Origin of the sequence: Chitinophaga oryzae, from assembly GCF_012516375.2 — a bacterium.
GTDB classification, from domain to species: Bacteria; Bacteroidota; Bacteroidia; order Chitinophagales; family Chitinophagaceae; genus Chitinophaga; species Chitinophaga oryzae.
The window spans coordinates 370,064-385,191 of record NZ_CP051204.2; the positions used below are offsets into that span (position 1 = coordinate 370,064).

A 15,128-nucleotide genomic window follows, 5' to 3' on the forward strand; every position below is an offset into this window, starting at 1 on the left:
AAATTAGTCCGGCGAACAACACCAGAATTGTAAAAAACCGACAGCCGTTATTTTAGCCATTCGGGAAAGTTAGGGAGTTGTTCTTTTGCCTTGCGCAGAAAGTGTTTCGGGGAAGCGCCGGCAAACTGCTGAAACGCTTTGATGAAATGGGCCTGGTCGAAGTACTGCCGGAGGTGGGCGACGGCCGTCAGTGAGCCGAAATTGGATTGTCTTATCAGGTCCAGCGCCGACTGGAAGCGATAAATACGGGCGTACATCTTGGGCGTTATGCCGATATGGTGCTTGAAATACCGCTCCAGTGAGCGTTCTGAGAGGTTAAGGGCTGCCTGCACCTGTGGCAGCGTTTGACCCTGCTGAAGCAGGTGAATGGCCCATTCCGTCTTTCCGTCGGGGGCATTGTTACGCTTCAGTCGTTGCAGAAGGAAGCTTTCCAGTATCTGCACTTTTTGCTCAAAGGTAACAGCGTGCAGGAGTTGTTCGCTGAGGGAGGTACGGATAAGGTCATCCAGGTCAATATATTGGTTGGTGAGATCGCATACCGGCACCGGGAAGAGACTTGTCAGGACGCCCGGATGAAAGCTGATACCAACGTCCAGGAACGTTCCTTTCACCTGCATATGCGCGTACTGTGTTTTGGTGCCGTAAAGGAACAGACTGGGCAGTTGTTGATGGTAGTGGTCGAGGGACGCTTCCGGGTACTGCTGAAAGATCATTCCCGGGATGCCGTCGGCCATAATCCTGAAGCTTCGTCCTTCGGTGTCGGCAGACCTTTGTTCAAGCATCCAGAAATAACGGATATATTTTTTCAGCGGCTGAGCGGGATATAGAAGCCTGAAATCCATGGTCTTTCCGTTTCACTGTACACTTGTAAAGATACGCAAAAAAGAGGGCACAGGTATCCCGGCCGGGAAGTAGGATCAGTTCAAACAAAACCAATCACCTCCCGGAGCCGGGATGTTTTTTACAGCAATTACTGATTACCGGTCCTTAGCAGCACGTATGGCCGGGAATAGCAGTACAATCTGTAGGGCGTTGGGTAGCTGTTGTGCCGCAACGGGGCAATGCAGTAACACCACCAGCCAGTTTGATTTGTTCTTCTGCTGTTAATTCAGTAATGGTGAGCTTGTTGAGGAACAGCTTTGGGTTCAGTACGGGTTTTTTCTTTTTCATGTTTGTTTGGATTTTTGAGTGATTAAAAAAGGAGTAGAATGGTTAACACGTGAAACCAGGTTATTTGAGTTTGTTGGGTTGTTGGCGCTACAGGTAGTCTAATTTACTAAGTATGTCTGAGAAAACCAATGGGTAGTTATCAAAATACTACGTTGCCGGGAGTATGAATGCCGGTTTCCGGGGAGCTGTAACTTTAGGCCCGCCGGCACGTTATACAGGCATCTATCAAACATCCCGCTTTATGAAAAAAATATTACTTCTGTCACTGCTGTTTGCTGGCAGCATAAGCTGTAAAAAGGACAAGGACATTTCGCCGGAAGTACTCGCCGGCACCTGGGAAATCAGAAGGCAACAGACTGATGTACTGATGGTCATTGAGCCTGGTAAGGGAGAGCAGCTTCGCTTTACGGGCAATAGTTATGAAGAACGATCGCAGAACCGTGTACGCCGTAGCGGCACTTTCCGGTTAACCAAAGGATTTAACGTTGAAGGCGCGCTTGACGACAGAATTATATTTGATAACCAAACAGAAACAGGAGCAACAACCTTTTATCAGCTAACGGGTGATTCTCTTACGATCAGATACGGCAGTATGTCGAATAATGGAGGGTGGATGATCTCATCTTATAAAAAAATCAGCAACTAATAACGCTTGTCAAAGGAGCGGCATACTGCCTGAACAGTATGCTACTCCTTTGTTTGCTGCTATCAATCATAATCAGATAACCTCACTGCAAATACTACTCTGTTATCCTGCCCGTATTTAGCGGTTTCATATTCTGTCAGATTCCAGAGGTAGCCGGTGGAAGCGTCGCGGAAAAGGTCTTCTGCCCCGTGAGGCCAGCGGTAGCGCGTGCCGGCGGTAGTGCCATCATTGTAACGTACCAGGCGGGCGGTAGAGCCCAGGTAGGAACTGGTGCCGGTAATAGTCATGAACGTCTTGCTGCCTGCCCGGAAAACGCCTTGTATGCCGTATACATGGCCGCTGTCGTTGTCAACGGGCACGATCACCGTCGGTTGTGTGGTGGTGCTTACCTGCCCTGCGGTATTGATCGGAAATCCGAAAACCTGCGGCGTGGCGGTAGAGGAAGAAGTAATATACTGTGACGTCCACAGGTATTTATCTGCTGCGGTAGCGCCTTCGCCCAGTTCTATACAGGAAAACGGCTTGGCGTTGGTGATCTTGTAATAGCCGGTCTGCGGCAGGATATAGGCGTAGTTAAACGCTTTGAGATCGCCGTTGGTTTCCTGGCCGATGCGCGTTTCTGTGGCGTCGCCGGCGGCAGACAGGAAGGTATTGAGATCAAACACACGGATGCCGAGGTTGGTATCGGCTACATAGATCTTCCCGGCATAATACGCAACGCCGCCGGCATGGATAGTCACCGGACAGAACGCCCCCAGCTGCGTATAAGGATTGGAAGCCTTGTACAGCGCGGAATTGGACATGTTGGCAGCGTTTTGTACCAGCAGAATATGGCGATAAGTGATACTGGCCATATTGGTAATGTCTACCAGCGAGATACGCACGCCCTTATGCTGGTTGTTAATCCCCGCGATGGTACCGGGATCTACGCCGTACCATGTCACCAGCAGGAATTTTTTTCCACCCCATGAGAACCCGGTAATGCCCTGCGGACGCCATTCCTGCGTCTGTTCATCTCCACTGTTCCATTTGAAGCCGGTCACCTGGTTGGCGGCCGGAATGTTAAATCCGTACACGGTGTTGTAGCCACTGGTGGAAGCCACCCGGTTGAGGTCCAGCTGGTCGGGCGTTTTAAAGCCATAAGACGACAGGCTGCTGACGAAGCTGCTCTCGTCTGTATAGGTGACCGTACTGGCGGCAAGAACGCCGGCATCGATGGTCTGTTGTGGCGGCGGCGTATCGCCGGGTGCAGCCTGATCTGCCATGTTTTTACTGCAGGCGGCCAGACAGAGGGACAGCGCCAGCGGAAGATGATAAGCGTGTAGCTTCATAGGATGTTGTATTAAATGGTTGAAAAGAAATCATCTGAAGGCCGTAAAGCTAAAGCAGCAAAGAGGTAAGTCGTGGAACCTTACAGGAAGTTAATGATAACTTCACATTTTTGCAAGTCCCTCAAACAAACGGCCCACGGGAATGTTATGATCTCGTACGCCTCACCATTAAAGAATATGTTGCAACATAAAATATCCTGCTGTACGGTTTGTATGAACCGCACCATGCATCTGAAGGAAACCCTGCTGCGGAACATACAGGATAATGCAGGCTACCATTCACTGGAATTTGTAATACTCAATTACGGGTCTGCCGATGACCTGCACGAATGGGTGCAACAAACGTTAGGCGCCTATGTCGAATCAGGGCTGCTGGTATATTATCACCATCCCGGGCCGACCTATTTTCATATGAGCCATGCAAAAAACATGGCCTTTCGGCTGGCTTCCGGAGATATCCTCTGCAGCGTGGATGCCGACAACTACACCGGTGCCGGCTTCGCAGCCTATGTGAACCAGGTTTTCAACGAAGAGCCGTTAGCCTTCCTCTCCCCCGCCGGTATCGGCCCCGGGAAAAAATGGTGGGACGTGCAGGGACGTATCTGCCTGAAAAAAGAAGATTTCCGCAGGCTGCATGGGTATGATGAGCGGGTCATGGATTATGGCTACGAAGACCAGGACTTTAAAAGCCGGCTGCAGGGACTGGGACGGAAGAAAATGGTTATCCGCGATCCTGCCTATCTGCAGGCGATCCGGCATGACGATACCATGCGCATCGCCTCCGGCTTCACCACGGCTAAGATCAGGGACTTGCTGGTAGGGCACTACTGTGAACAAACTTCGGAAGTGATCTGCCTGCAAAACGATTATACCTTCGAAAGATTTTTTATCGACAGGGACCTCCTTCATTATGAAAGCACCCAGGAAGACATCCTTCCGAAAAGGAGATACGCCGGTACGTACCAGGTCCGGGATAACGATATCCGGTTGTATAAGGAGAACGGGAGCACCTACCTGCAACTCACCCTGCAGGACAAGGATACCTTGCTGGCGGCGGATAACCGCCTTTTTCATCGCGTAACCTCCCCTGTCCTGTTGAATAACTTCCTGCTTCAGCGGGCTATTTATCTCGGCAGGAAGGTCTTCTTCCGTAACAGGAAAAAGCCTTCCTGTGTGAACTCCGATGGTTATGGTCAGGGGAAAGTATACCGTAACTTTTCCACAGACGCCTTGCTGCTGGCGTAAGCTCACCGGGAGAGATCAACCGGCTCGTTTATCCGTGTCAGTTTCCTGGGGTTCGCAATGGCATAGATCCGGACGATCCGCCCATCTTTTACTTCGAAGCTCACTGCCGCGGTGACGCCATCGATGTTAACACGTCCTGCCGGTTCGCCATTGAGCCATACAGGCGTGGCCGTTACCTGCCGGTTCGGGCGCACCAGTAAATTGGCTACTACCGCAGCCCCATGCACCGGCGCCTTGGCAGCCGGCACCAGCCCGCCACCATCAGCCGTCAGGACCACGTCGGGCGCCAATACCTCCATCAGCTGCTGCAGCTGCCCCGTTTGCAGGGCGATAAGGAAACGCTCCACCACCGTCTGCTGCTCAGAAGGACTCACGGGTTGCCGCGATTGCCGGGCCGTCACATGCTGCCGCGCCCTGCGCGCAATCTGCCTGACTGCGGCAACAGATTTCCCGATCACCTGGGAGATCTCCCCATGTGGCATACCGAACACTTCGTGGAGGATAAATACCGCCCGCTCCGTTGGCGCCAGCGTTTCCAGCACGATCAGCATAGCCATCGAGACACTTTGCCGGAGCTCGAGGTCCCGGCCTGTCTCGGCGCTTGTCAGCAGCGGCTCCGGCAGCCACTCGCCGACGTATTCCTCCCGGCGGCGCGACAATGTCCGCATATGGTTGAGCGCCAGCCGTGTAACGGTCCGGACAAGATAGGCCCGTGGGTCCAGTACCGCCGGCTGATCTGCATCTGACCATCGTAGCCAGGCCTCCTGTACCACGTCTTCCGCGTCGGTAGCGGAGCCTAACATCTCGTAAGCTACCGTGAATAACAGGCTTCGATGTAAAATAAATGGGTCTTGTGTCATGATTTTGATAATACACCGGCGGCCCCGGCACGTTTAGCCAGCGGAATCTCACAGTGGGCGGCATAGCCCTGCGATTTGATGCCGTGCGCTGTGTTCACCCTGGCGGCAAAATTAGCAAATCCGATAAGAGCGGATAGTTCCACCAGCCCTTGCGCACCCAGTTGCTCCAGCAAACTGGCCGCCAGCTCATCAGTGACGGTCGCCGGTGTGTTGGTCATAGCCTCGGCATATTCCAGCACTTCCCGCTCCAGCGGACTGAATACGTCCGATTCCCGCCAACAGGGTATCTGGCTGGCCTTCACCGGGTCCAGCTGTTTGTTCAGGGCCATGAAGTAGTTGATATCAAGGCACCAGCTGCAGCCTACCTGCGCTGCAACGGCCATGTGTGCGAATGTCTTCAGCTGTTCATCCACCGCTTTCCACTCACCGATTTTTTGCCCGAATACCAGGCTGGCTTCGGCCACCTGGGGACTGTGCCAGGCTACCTCTACGGGTTCGGGCACGGCGCCCATCTGTGCGATCATATTTTCCCGGAGTGTGGCAGGGAGCTCAGCTTTTGAAATACGTAATGCCATAATATGTCTTTTTTTGATGTTATTGAAGATAACATGAAGACACCAGCGGAGCTGCGTATGTGACATAAACGCCCGAAAAAAATTCTTTGCCTTCGGATCAGCCCGACGTATTCATATTTTTTTTATCTTAGTTATTCACCTGCGGAAGTAGCTCACCTGGTAGAGCGACAGCTTCCCAAGCTGTAGGTAGCGGGTTCGAGTCCCGTCTTCCGCTCTATTTTCCTTTGAGGGCATAAGGGGCTGCCATCACCATCACCTGCCCGCTTTTCTGCAAATCCCACCTTACCCGGCAACAGGCAATAACAACAACAGCAGGACCGTATGCGCATATGGGTTACATTTACAGTAAGATAAAAAATTACTACAATCCATGTCATCGAGAATTGTCAAACAAGTCATTGTTATGCGCAAAGACCTGAATATGCGGAAAGGAAAGATGATTGCGCAGGGAGCCCACGCCTCTATTGCTTTTTTGACCCGCGAAGCGACCATTGAAGGAAATACTTTGCAGACAAATATCCGTAACCCGGAAGAGGTACGTGAGTGGTTCACCAAAGGGTTTACCAAGATATGCCTGTCAGTGGACTCGGAGGAAGAGCTGGTGCGTGTTTATCAGCAGGCGGTGGAAGATGGCCTGAATGCCACGCTGATCACCGATTCGGGGTTGACGGAATTCGGTGGAGTGCCCACCAAAACCTGTTGCGCCATCGGCCCTAACCTGAATACGGAAATAGACAGGATCACCAGAGATCTGAAGCTGCTTTAATACCGGTGACTTTTGGCCGTCAGCATATCCTCTATGAAGGTAATGGTGTCCAGGTCGGGACGGGCGGTAAAAATACCGTAGTTGCCATTGTTCCTGATACCACGCACAAAGCAGTAGATCACGCCGCCAAAATGTTTATGGTAGTCGAAATCCGGTAACCTGCTTTCGAGATATTTTTTTACGGCCACCGTATAGATGAGGTACTGCAGGTGGTAGTTGTTGTCGTTCATGGCGGCTGCCAGTGCTGCCGGCGCATAATCCTCTACGCTGCCGCCCAGGTAGTTGGACTTCCAGTCGAGGATATAATACCGGTGATGATGCTCAAAGAACAGGTCTATCTTGCCATTCATGATGCCTTCCAGTTCCTGGTTCCGGTCTTCGGAAAAACGTTTCACCGTTACCGTTAATTCATTGTCGGAAAGGGTATTCAGCATATTGGCACGGAACAGCGGCACCGGGAAGTCGAATTCCAGCTCGGCAAGGCGTTTGTGTTTGCTGACAGATGCCAGCTGCAGGCTGGTTTTACCGACTTTGATCTGGGTGTGCATCACATGCTGCAGCAGTTCCAGCAGCATCGGCTGGTAAATTTCTTCCTGTCCGGGTACAAAGCGGGCGATAGCTTCTGTGATCCAGTAATCCCACTGGCTGTCATCGGAGAAATTGACATTTTCGAAGATAAAGTGCAGCAGGTTACCCGTCTTGGCGCCTTTGCGCAGGGTATTGAATATGAAGTTATCGTATTCGTTTTCCTGCTGAGCGCTGCGGATACGCGGCTTCTGCTCCGGTTTGGCCGCCAGCATGGTGTAACTCATTTTACGCCAGTTTTCCTCCCTGAGGAAGAACGACACCGGCGCATTGCCGGCATTCCTGTTGGGCGCCAGCTTGCTTTTGCGGTAGCGTTGTTCCGGTTCCTGTGGCAGGGTATCTTTGACCTCTATGAGCGCCGGGTCCGGCGGGTAATGCCGGAAGGCGTCTATGAACCGGGTGAAAGACGATTTGTTATTACTCGTATTGTTGAACAGGTAACATTTATAGACCGCGCGGGTGATGGCCACATAAATAAGCCGCCGGTCCTCCTGCTCCTGCTGCCGCTGTTGTGCGGCTTTCTGTTCCGGTGAAACCCTTTTAGCTTCCGCGTTGATATAGTCCCCGGTGTCCGGATCACGGAAGCTGAGAAAATCACTGTCGGCATTCCGGAAGTCCAGGTAAGGCGCCAGTACGATACGATAGTCGAGACCTTTACTTTTGTGAATGGTAACGATATTTACCGCCTCTTCATCGCTTTCCACCCGCTGGGTGTACTCGTCCCCTTCCACCGGCATCCCGTCGATGCCACGTTTCAGCCACGAGATCAGGTCGCGCATAGACAGGTTCTTGCGGTTCTGCACCTGGTGCACCAGTTCGGCCAGCTGATACAGGTTGGTGATGGCGCGTTCGCCGTTTTTGGAATGATCGCCCAGCAGTACGCCGCGCACGCCGAAGTCGGCGATGAAGGTCATCAGGGCGGTATAGGCGCCGTTGTCCTGCCACAGTGTATGGTAGTGGCCGAAACGGGTGAGCGCTATTTCATCATCGAGGTTGAGAATGTCCTGTACGCTGAAGCCGGTAAAGGGCGATAACAGTGCCCGGTTGATGGTGGAGCGTTCCGGCGTCTCCATGGCTTCCAGCAGGTATAGCACATCGAGTGCTTCGGCGGTATTCAGGACTTTCGTATCGTCGATGGTGACCGCGGGAATACCCAGTTGGGCCAGTTTCTGCTTGATGTCTCTGCCCTCCTTGCCGGTGCGCACCAGTATACCGATATCTGCCGGGGTGATCTCCAGCGTTTTGTCTTTAATGATTTTATAAGCGGGATCGAGCAGCAGTTGCGCAACCTGGGCTGCCACTGCGCCGGCGATGATATCTTTGTTTTTGCAGTTGAAGATGGTAATGGGCACTTCCTTCGCTTCGTTGTAGTAGAGGAACCCTTTGCTGCTTTCTTCCGGCGCCATTACATCGATGTACTGTATACTGTCTTTTTCGCCTGCAAATTCAAACGTGTCGAAATCGGGCGTGGGCTTGAAGAAAGTATTCATAGCGGCGATCAGGTTCTCCGACGAACGGTAGTTGTGGTTCATGTCGTAGAGATGTTTCACGCTGTTGCGGGCATCGAAGTAGGTGAAGATATCCGCTTTCCGCCATGCATAAATGCTTTGCTTGGGGTCGCCGATATAGAACAGGATAGTGTCTTCGCCGAAAGCGCTGTTGAAGATCTCGTACTGTTGCCGGTCCGTGTCCTGGAATTCATCTACAAATACCGCTTTGTATTTGTTGCGCAGCGATGCCACCAGGCCAGGGTTGTCTTTTTGCACCAAAGCGAGGTTCAGATGACTGATCAGGTCGTCGTAGTTCAGCATGTTGCTGTGCTGTTTGTAGGCTTTTACGCCTTCGGCGACTTCCTGTATCGCCAGGCAGTTCAGCTGCCGGCGGATAGTATCGATATGCTCGCCGATCATCTCCCCAAAACCTTCCTGGGCGTCTATCAGCTCCAGTATCTCCGGGAAAAGCTCTTTGATATAACCCGATCCTCTCCTTTTTTGGATGATGGCGGCGAATTCGTCCGGCTTATCGATCAGGGGCAGGATATCCTTCCTGGCGTTGGCTTTGGTGTTACAGGCATTGACGAGGTCTTCCCTGTTTTGAAGGATGTATTCATGCAGGGCTGCCTCCGCTGCTGTTTGCTGCTGACGGATGTTGTCCAGCTCCTCCAGCCAGCTTTGCTGTTGTGCAGCGGTCACGTTGTAGCGTTCCCATGGCTGGTATCCCAGGTATTTTTTGCCGCTGAGATGTTCCTGTAGCACTTTCTGGATATCGCTGCGCATACTCTCCCGCCACAGCATCTGCAGTATTACAGGATGCAGCGTCGTGATGTGCGTACGCCAGAATTTATTCAGTTCGTTTTCGATGATGGGCGTAGTATCGGGTACCATCTCTGCGCCGAAGAGCTGGTCTGTTTCAAAGGCGAACTCGTTCAGCGTCTGCTGGCAGAAGCTATGGATGGTGAGTACAGATGTTTCGTCGAGCAGCAGTACGGCGTCGCGCAGCCGGTGATTGACTTCAATGGCGCCCCATTGGTCTACGGCCTGCAGTACCAGGTTCACGATCGTGTCGTCGTCTACGGGGTTACCGAAGCTTACGGTGTAGGCTTTGCGGATAAAGAGCCGGATACGGTCTTCCAGCTCCGCTACTGCGGCTTTGGTAAACGTCACCATCAGGATGTCTTTCACCGACAGTTGTTTTTCCAGGATAAGACGCAGCACCAGCACCGCGATGGAATATGTCTTCCCCGTGCCGGCACTGGCTTCTATCAGGTTACTCCCTTCCAGTGGTACTTCAGTCGCTACGAAATGTTGATATCTGTTCTCCGTCATCGTTTACGCGTAATAGTCAGGGAAAATTTCAGCCAGCGGCACAATGAGCTGCCCGCACAGTTGCTTATATTCAGCCAATACGGCTTCATCGCTGAAAAATCCTTTTTCATATTCCTGGAGGATATAATTATCGTTACAAGGGAACTGGTAATTATTCAGTTTTTTTTCCACCAGGTCATCAAATGCTTTGCTGTCAAGATCCGGAAGATCTTTAGGCGCGGTACCGAAATCAGGATAGAACGGAACGATCTTGTTAAATCCTGATTTGTATATTTTCATTAGCTCTCTTAAACGGCTATACGCCGCTTCCCTGGAAAGCCCGGATGCGTTGAAGATTGCTTCTTTTTTAGCGCCGGAGATGTATTGCATCCCTTTAACCGTTCCGGACGCAACACCTGCAAGGTAACGTACATAAGCCTCTACCATGTATTTGGTCTCGTTCCTGGACCAGGATATTTGCAGCAGCTGATCGTTGTATACATTACTGATAGTGCCTTTGAGCAGCGTGCCGTCGATGTCTGTTTCAAAGGAAACTTTTTGCTCCGGGCTGCCCTGTGTAGCATTTTCATACAGGGTACGAACGGGATGTACCCGCTCTTCTACCTGCTGAATGGCTACAAATGCCATATTGTTGAGTGGCAGCTGACCTTTTTTAACCAGCCTTTTCTGCAACGTGCGTTTATCCGCTTCCGTTACCGGCAGCAGCTGATTTTTAATACTCCATTGCTGGAGGTTATCGAGGCTGAACAGCTCTGTATCACTGAGCAGTATTTGTTCATCGTTATAGTAGATGCCCAGCACCTTGTTGTAATACGCTTTGAACGGGTTTTTGAAAAAGCTGACCAGTTCATCCAGGGTTACTTCTTCAAAGGTGACCGGATCGATTTTTTTCTGTTGGTTGATGACCGCCTTGCCCGTGTCCTGGTACCGGTTCAGGTAACTGTACAGGCGATCGTTGCCCATGCTGTATTTACGGCTGAATCCCTGTAATGGCTGCTGCGTGATCAGCAGGTCCCGCACTTTTTCTGCGCCGTCTTTCACGCCGGAGATAATATAATCCACCAGCTCGTCTACCAGTGCGGACGGGGGCAACGGTGTATTGTCTTTGGCGTTGCGGCCTACGTAGCTGATGTAGAGGTATTGCTGTGCCGATAGTACCGTTTCGAGGAACAGGTGTTTATCGTTCTCTTTCACGTTACGATCACCGCGCTGCCATTGTTTTTCCATCAGGTTGAAGCTCGACCTGATTTCCCGGCGGGGGAACTTGTCGAAGTTGAGTCCCATGAGCGCTACCACTTTGAAAGGGATACTACGCATAGGGATCAACGAACAGAAGGTGATGCCGCCGTTGACGAACAGGCCCGCGCGGGTGCTTCCGGTGAGGGCCTGCAACAGGCTGTGGCTGAACACTTCGAAGGCTACCGGTTCCTGCATATAGTCATTCAGTGAATGGTAGTCGGTCAGTTGTTTGATGAGCGCGTTATAGTCTTCATCTACTTCTTCCTGTTGTTCAAAGACCAGGTTATGAACTACCTGTTCGGTATATTTTACCCAGTCGGCTATGCTGCGCAGCTTTTTCCTTTCTTCGATAGACGCCATGAGTACTTCTGCAAAGTGGCAGAAGCGGATGGTTTCATGCGCGTCGCTGCCTTCCTGCACATCCAGTGGGAAGAAGCTGTCGTCGCCATAGCCGTATTCTTCTTCTCCGCTCATACAGATGCCGTACATGATACGTTGTATGCCGTAGCGCCAGCTGACGAAATGTGTTTCTTCCGATTTTTTGCCTTCTATACCGAAACGGATATTGGCGGCTTCCACAATGCTGCGGAGCCGCACCGGGTCGTTGAGCCCAAAACGGTTACGGATATAGGAAAAGTCCAGCAGCTGCATGACCGCTTCGGCGGTGAAGTTGTCTTCATTGATGGTGAGCAGCGCATAGAGGGCGTTGAAAAGGTTGTCGTTGTCGGTATAACTTTCGTCCGCGATGGTGTAGCGGAATTTGTAGGGCGCGTTGTTGAATACGGCTTTGATATAGGGTGCGTAAGCGTCGATATCGCTGACCATCACCACAATATCGCGGGGAGAAAGGTATTCCTGGCGCTGATCTACCAGGTGAACGAGGTAGTTGTACAGCACTTCCACTTCCCGGGCAATAGTATAGCAGGAGTTGATAGTGAGGGAGCCGTCCTGTATGTCTTCCAGGCTGAGCAGATGGCGGTGGTCGGTGGCGGCGGTGAAGATGTCGTGCTGTACTTTGTGCAGCAGCGAGTCCGGTATCGGTTCTTCGATGCCTATTTCTTCAAAGGCGTTAATGAAAGCATCATATTGAAAAAACAGGCCGAAAGTGTTCTGTATCACGCGTCCCCATCCGGTGAGCAGGGCGTTGCCGACGTTGCGGGGGTCGCTGGATTTCTGCTCTTCCAGTCCTTTCTGGCGCCAGCGGGCCAGCTGTTTTTCGCTTTTATCATCAAACCAATACACCACAGGCGCCGGGTTGATGATATGGAAATGGATATCTATGTAAGAAGATAGTTCATGCAGGATTTTGATGTGGTAGGCAGTGATGATGGACAACCCAAAGAGGTGCACTGCCGGCATTTTACTGGCAAGGCCGGCGTGGGGTCCTTTATAGAAAAGGGTTTCGAGGATATAGTTGCCTACCAGCGTTTTATCCGGCAGGGCGCTGCCGGAAACTGCTTTTACTTTGGCCCAGAGCCAGGCCTGCCATTCGTCGTCTTTCAGTGAGGCCGGATTGGCCTGGCTCCACTCTTTGATCATCTCCGGGCGGTATACCTGGTACTGGTCGAATAAGTCGGCCACTTTTTCCGCCAGTCCCATGCGTTTCAGTTCGCTCTCACCTTCCCCCTCGTTGAAATAGGCGGCCACTTCCGGGTATTTCTCTGCGAATTCGGGTTCTCCCATCAGCTTAAAGAGCAGCCAGCTGAGGTTCTGTGGGGAGAGCACCTGTGTGAAGGGGCCTCCCAGCAGCAGGTAGAGGTGAAAGAGCAGATCGTTGGGTTTCATGAACCGGCAGTTGGCGGCGATGCCCATTTTATAGGCCAGCTGCAGTTTCAGCCAGTTGTTCATCCCTTCCGTCTGGGTGATGATATAATGCGGCTGGAACACGCCATTGCCTGCGGCTTTCAGATCATCTGAAAGGCCGGCAGCCAGACTGTTGAGCGAGTTCGAAACCTTTAGATATATAGCCATGTTTAATTTCCTGTTTTGACGTCCGCAGCTTGCGCCAGGAAGCGGGCGGCGATGCCGGAGGCCCTGGCCACAAAACGTTCTGCGGCGGCGAGGATCACTTCTGCGGAGCCCTGCACATATACTTTGTTCCGTGCGCGGCTGACCGCGGTATACAATAGCTCCCTTGTCAGGATGGGCACGTCGGCGGCATCCGGTAATACCACCAGCACCTGCCCGAATTCGGAGCCCTGGCTTTTGTGGATGGTCATCGCAAAAGCTGTTTCCGCGAGGGTCAGATAGCCCGGCAGTACGCCTTTCAGTTCACCGTTGCTGTCTTCAAACCAGGCCATCAGCACGCCGTTTTCGTCCGGACGGATGATGCCGGTATCGCCATTAAACAGCCCGTGCTCGTAATAGTTACGGGTGAGGATGACGGGGCGGTTTTCGTAAAAGTCCGCCGTGATCCTGATTTTTCCGTGATCATGGAGATATTTCTCGATGTCGCGGTTGATGGCGTAGAGGCCTTGCGCCCCTTCCCTTACGGCTACGAGCACACGCTGATCGTTGAGTTTGCGAAGGGCGGTGCGGGTGTCCGGTTCGTTGATAAACGATTCGTAGCCGGCGATGAATTTATGGAACAGCGCTACGTCGCAGGATTGATCGATGACCACCTGCTCGTCGGCGCCGGCGGCAAAGAAGCTGCGGATAGCCGGCTGATCGTTGCGGATCAGTGCCTTACTGAATTTACCGATACCGGTGTGACCGGTAAAGCGGTGGCTGCGGCGGAGCTCTACAAGATGTTCAAACAGCGGGTGCCGCGATTTTGTTTGCGCCTGTGCTGCGGGTATTTTCCGGTTGTCATCTGCGATGAACCGGTTGATCAGTTGCAGCCGTTCAGCAGAGAACATATTCAGTTTCTCCTGCGCCTGGCACAGGTCGCCGAAAAGGCTTCCTGCCTCTACGGAGGCCAGCTGGTCTTTATCGCCCAGCAGGATGAGGCGTGTCTGCGGGTGGATGGCATCCAGCAGTTTGGCGAAGAGGGCTACGTCTATCATAGAGCACTCATCGATGATGACGACATCATAGGTGAGCGGATTTTTTTTATTGTACCGGAAATATGGGCTGTTTTTGATGGATTTGAGCAGCCGGTGGATGGTGGACGGGCTCAGCTCCTGGAATTTTGCTGCGATGGCCGGGTCTACCGGGATGGTGGTATTGCGTAAGCTTTCGGCCATCCTGGCTGCGGCTTTACCGGTAGGTGCGGCCAGCGCCACCCTGAGGGCGGGATCGGTAGCATAGAGAATGGCCAGCAGTTTGGCAACGGTGGTGGTTTTACCGGTGCCGGGGCCGCCGGTGATGATGGTGAAATTGTTTAATACGCCGGTGATGGCGGCTGCCAGCTGCCAGTCGGCGGGATCGTCGCCGTCGCGGAGGTTATTGCCCGCGGGAAACAGCTGCCGTATCAGTTCCTGTTGCTGTTCCAGGAGCGCGGTCCTTTCGGGCAGCAATTCTTTTTCGGCTGCCAGGAAGTCGTTGATATGCTGCAGGAAGCTGGTTTCGTAGCGGTAGTACCGTTGCAGGTACAGCCTGTTTTGGAAGAGCACGAAAGGCTGGGTGTCGTTCCCGTTTTTACCCACCAGCGGGATGGCTGTCAGCGGAGCGGGGCCGTTTTCCGGGATCTGGTAAAATCCCGGCAGGTTTTCCTGTTCTTCGCTGATGACGTCCAGGTCGAGGCAGATATGTCCCTCACTGAGTTTTTTAGACAGCAGGTAGGCGTACGGCTTCAGGACCGGTACCTCGAAATACTCGGCAAACTGCTGGTGAACATCATTGAGGGTGGTTATATTACGCATGTAGATTCGCACTCTTGAAACATTGTCAAAGTACGACTTTTCTGCGTGATGGGGAATGCCCTATCACCTGATAATCGGTACTT

General features: G+C 52.4%; 11 protein-coding genes and 1 tRNA gene. 4 read left to right on the forward strand and 8 right to left on the reverse strand.

Annotated elements, in window-relative coordinates:
• Positions 1-47: 47 nt before the first annotated feature.
• Both HF324_RS01585 and HF324_RS01590 read right to left on the reverse strand, forming a co-directional pair.
• The gene (locus HF324_RS01585) at positions 48-842 is read right to left on the reverse strand and encodes a helix-turn-helix transcriptional regulator (RefSeq protein ID WP_168808818.1); all 795 of its coding nucleotides are present in this window, start codon (positions 840-842) and stop codon (positions 48-50) included.
• 145 nt (positions 843-987) lie between these two features.
• Entirely contained in the window at positions 988-1,170 is a 183-nt protein-coding gene (locus HF324_RS01590) for a class I lanthipeptide (protein ID WP_168808820.1), read from the reverse strand.
• Positions 1,171-1,411: 241 nt separating this feature from the next.
• Here HF324_RS01590 and HF324_RS01595 point away from each other — a divergent pair, with 241 nt between their 5' ends.
• Positions 1,412-1,816 (forward strand): hypothetical protein, encoded by a 405-nt coding sequence (locus HF324_RS01595; protein WP_168861806.1) that lies wholly within the window; start codon positions 1,412-1,414, stop codon positions 1,814-1,816.
• A gap of 62 nt (positions 1,817-1,878) precedes the next feature.
• On the opposite strand, the gene HF324_RS01600 is transcribed toward HF324_RS01595, so the two are convergent.
• Positions 1,879-3,147, reverse strand: coding sequence for a hypothetical protein (locus HF324_RS01600; RefSeq protein ID WP_168861807.1), 1,269 nt, complete (start codon positions 3,145-3,147; stop codon positions 1,879-1,881).
• Positions 3,148-3,360: 213 nt separating this feature from the next.
• Here HF324_RS01600 and HF324_RS01605 point away from each other — a divergent pair, with 213 nt between their 5' ends.
• Complete coding sequence (locus tag HF324_RS01605) at positions 3,361-4,392, forward strand: glycosyltransferase family A protein (RefSeq protein ID WP_168861808.1); 1,032 nt, start codon at positions 3,361-3,363, stop codon at positions 4,390-4,392.
• 2 nt (positions 4,393-4,394) lie between these two features.
• Here HF324_RS01605 and sigJ read toward each other — a convergent pair whose 3' ends face one another.
• Both sigJ and HF324_RS01615 read right to left on the reverse strand, forming a co-directional pair.
• A complete protein-coding gene (sigJ, locus tag HF324_RS01610; protein ID WP_168861809.1) occupies positions 4,395-5,252 on the reverse strand; it encodes an RNA polymerase sigma factor SigJ in 858 nt (285 codons plus the stop codon).
• On the reverse strand, positions 5,249-5,827 hold the full coding sequence (locus HF324_RS01615; protein WP_168808830.1) for a carboxymuconolactone decarboxylase family protein: 579 nt from the start codon (positions 5,825-5,827) through the stop codon (positions 5,249-5,251). The genes sigJ and HF324_RS01615 overlap by 4 nt, the downstream gene beginning before the upstream one ends.
• Positions 5,828-5,968: 141 nt before the next feature.
• On the opposite strand from HF324_RS01615, the gene HF324_RS01620 reads away from it, so the two are divergent.
• Positions 5,969-6,041: transfer RNA gene (locus HF324_RS01620), tRNA-Gly, on the forward strand.
• 156 nt (positions 6,042-6,197) lie between these two features.
• Positions 6,198-6,593 carry an aminoacyl-tRNA hydrolase gene (gene pth2, locus HF324_RS01625; RefSeq protein ID WP_168861810.1) on the forward strand — a complete coding sequence of 132 codons (396 nt, stop codon included), beginning with the start codon at positions 6,198-6,200 and terminating at the stop codon, positions 6,591-6,593.
• Here pth2 and recB read toward each other — a convergent pair.
• The 3 genes from recB to recD are packed head-to-tail and all read right to left on the reverse strand — an operon-like array spanning position 6,590 to position 15,045.
• Entirely contained in the window at positions 6,590-10,003 is a 3,414-nt protein-coding gene (gene recB / locus HF324_RS01630; RefSeq protein ID WP_168861811.1) for an exodeoxyribonuclease V subunit beta, read from the reverse strand. The two genes, pth2 and recB, sit on opposite strands and share 4 nt — an antisense overlap.
• Positions 10,004-10,006: 3 nt before the next feature.
• Complete coding sequence (recC, locus tag HF324_RS01635) at positions 10,007-13,213, reverse strand: exodeoxyribonuclease V subunit gamma (protein ID WP_168861812.1); 3,207 nt, start codon at positions 13,211-13,213, stop codon at positions 10,007-10,009.
• Positions 13,214-13,215: 2 nt separating this feature from the next.
• Positions 13,216-15,045, reverse strand: a complete 1,830-nt coding sequence (recD, locus tag HF324_RS01640; protein WP_258539387.1) for an exodeoxyribonuclease V subunit alpha — start codon at positions 15,043-15,045, stop codon at positions 13,216-13,218.
• Positions 15,046-15,128: the final 83 nt, after the last annotated feature.

Excerpts from the sequence above, each read along its gene's own strand:
- HF324_RS01590 (WP_168808820.1), bottom strand. The coding sequence starts at position 1,170 with ATGAAAAAGAAAAAACCCGTACTGAACCCAAAGCTGTTCCTCAACAAG.
- pth2 (WP_168861810.1), top strand. The coding sequence starts at position 6,198 with ATGTCATCGAGAATTGTCAAACAAGTCATTGTTATGCGCAAAGACCTG.
- recB (WP_168861811.1), bottom strand. The coding sequence starts at position 10,003 with ATGACGGAGAACAGATATCAACATTTCGTAGCGACTGAAGTACCACTG.
- HF324_RS01595 (WP_168861806.1), top strand. The coding sequence starts at position 1,412 with ATGAAAAAAATATTACTTCTGTCACTGCTGTTTGCTGGCAGCATAAGC.
- HF324_RS01585 (WP_168808818.1), bottom strand. The coding sequence starts at position 842 with ATGGATTTCAGGCTTCTATATCCCGCTCAGCCGCTGAAAAAATATATC.
- recD (WP_258539387.1), bottom strand. The coding sequence starts at position 15,045 with ATGCGTAATATAACCACCCTCAATGATGTTCACCAGCAGTTTGCCGAG.
- HF324_RS01605 (WP_168861808.1), top strand. The coding sequence starts at position 3,361 with ATGAACCGCACCATGCATCTGAAGGAAACCCTGCTGCGGAACATACAG.
- sigJ (WP_168861809.1), bottom strand. The coding sequence starts at position 5,252 with ATGACACAAGACCCATTTATTTTACATCGAAGCCTGTTATTCACGGTA.
- HF324_RS01615 (WP_168808830.1), bottom strand. The coding sequence starts at position 5,827 with ATGGCATTACGTATTTCAAAAGCTGAGCTCCCTGCCACACTCCGGGAA.
- HF324_RS01600 (WP_168861807.1), bottom strand. The coding sequence starts at position 3,147 with ATGAAGCTACACGCTTATCATCTTCCGCTGGCGCTGTCCCTCTGTCTG.
- recC (WP_168861812.1), bottom strand. The coding sequence starts at position 13,213 with ATGGCTATATATCTAAAGGTTTCGAACTCGCTCAACAGTCTGGCTGCC.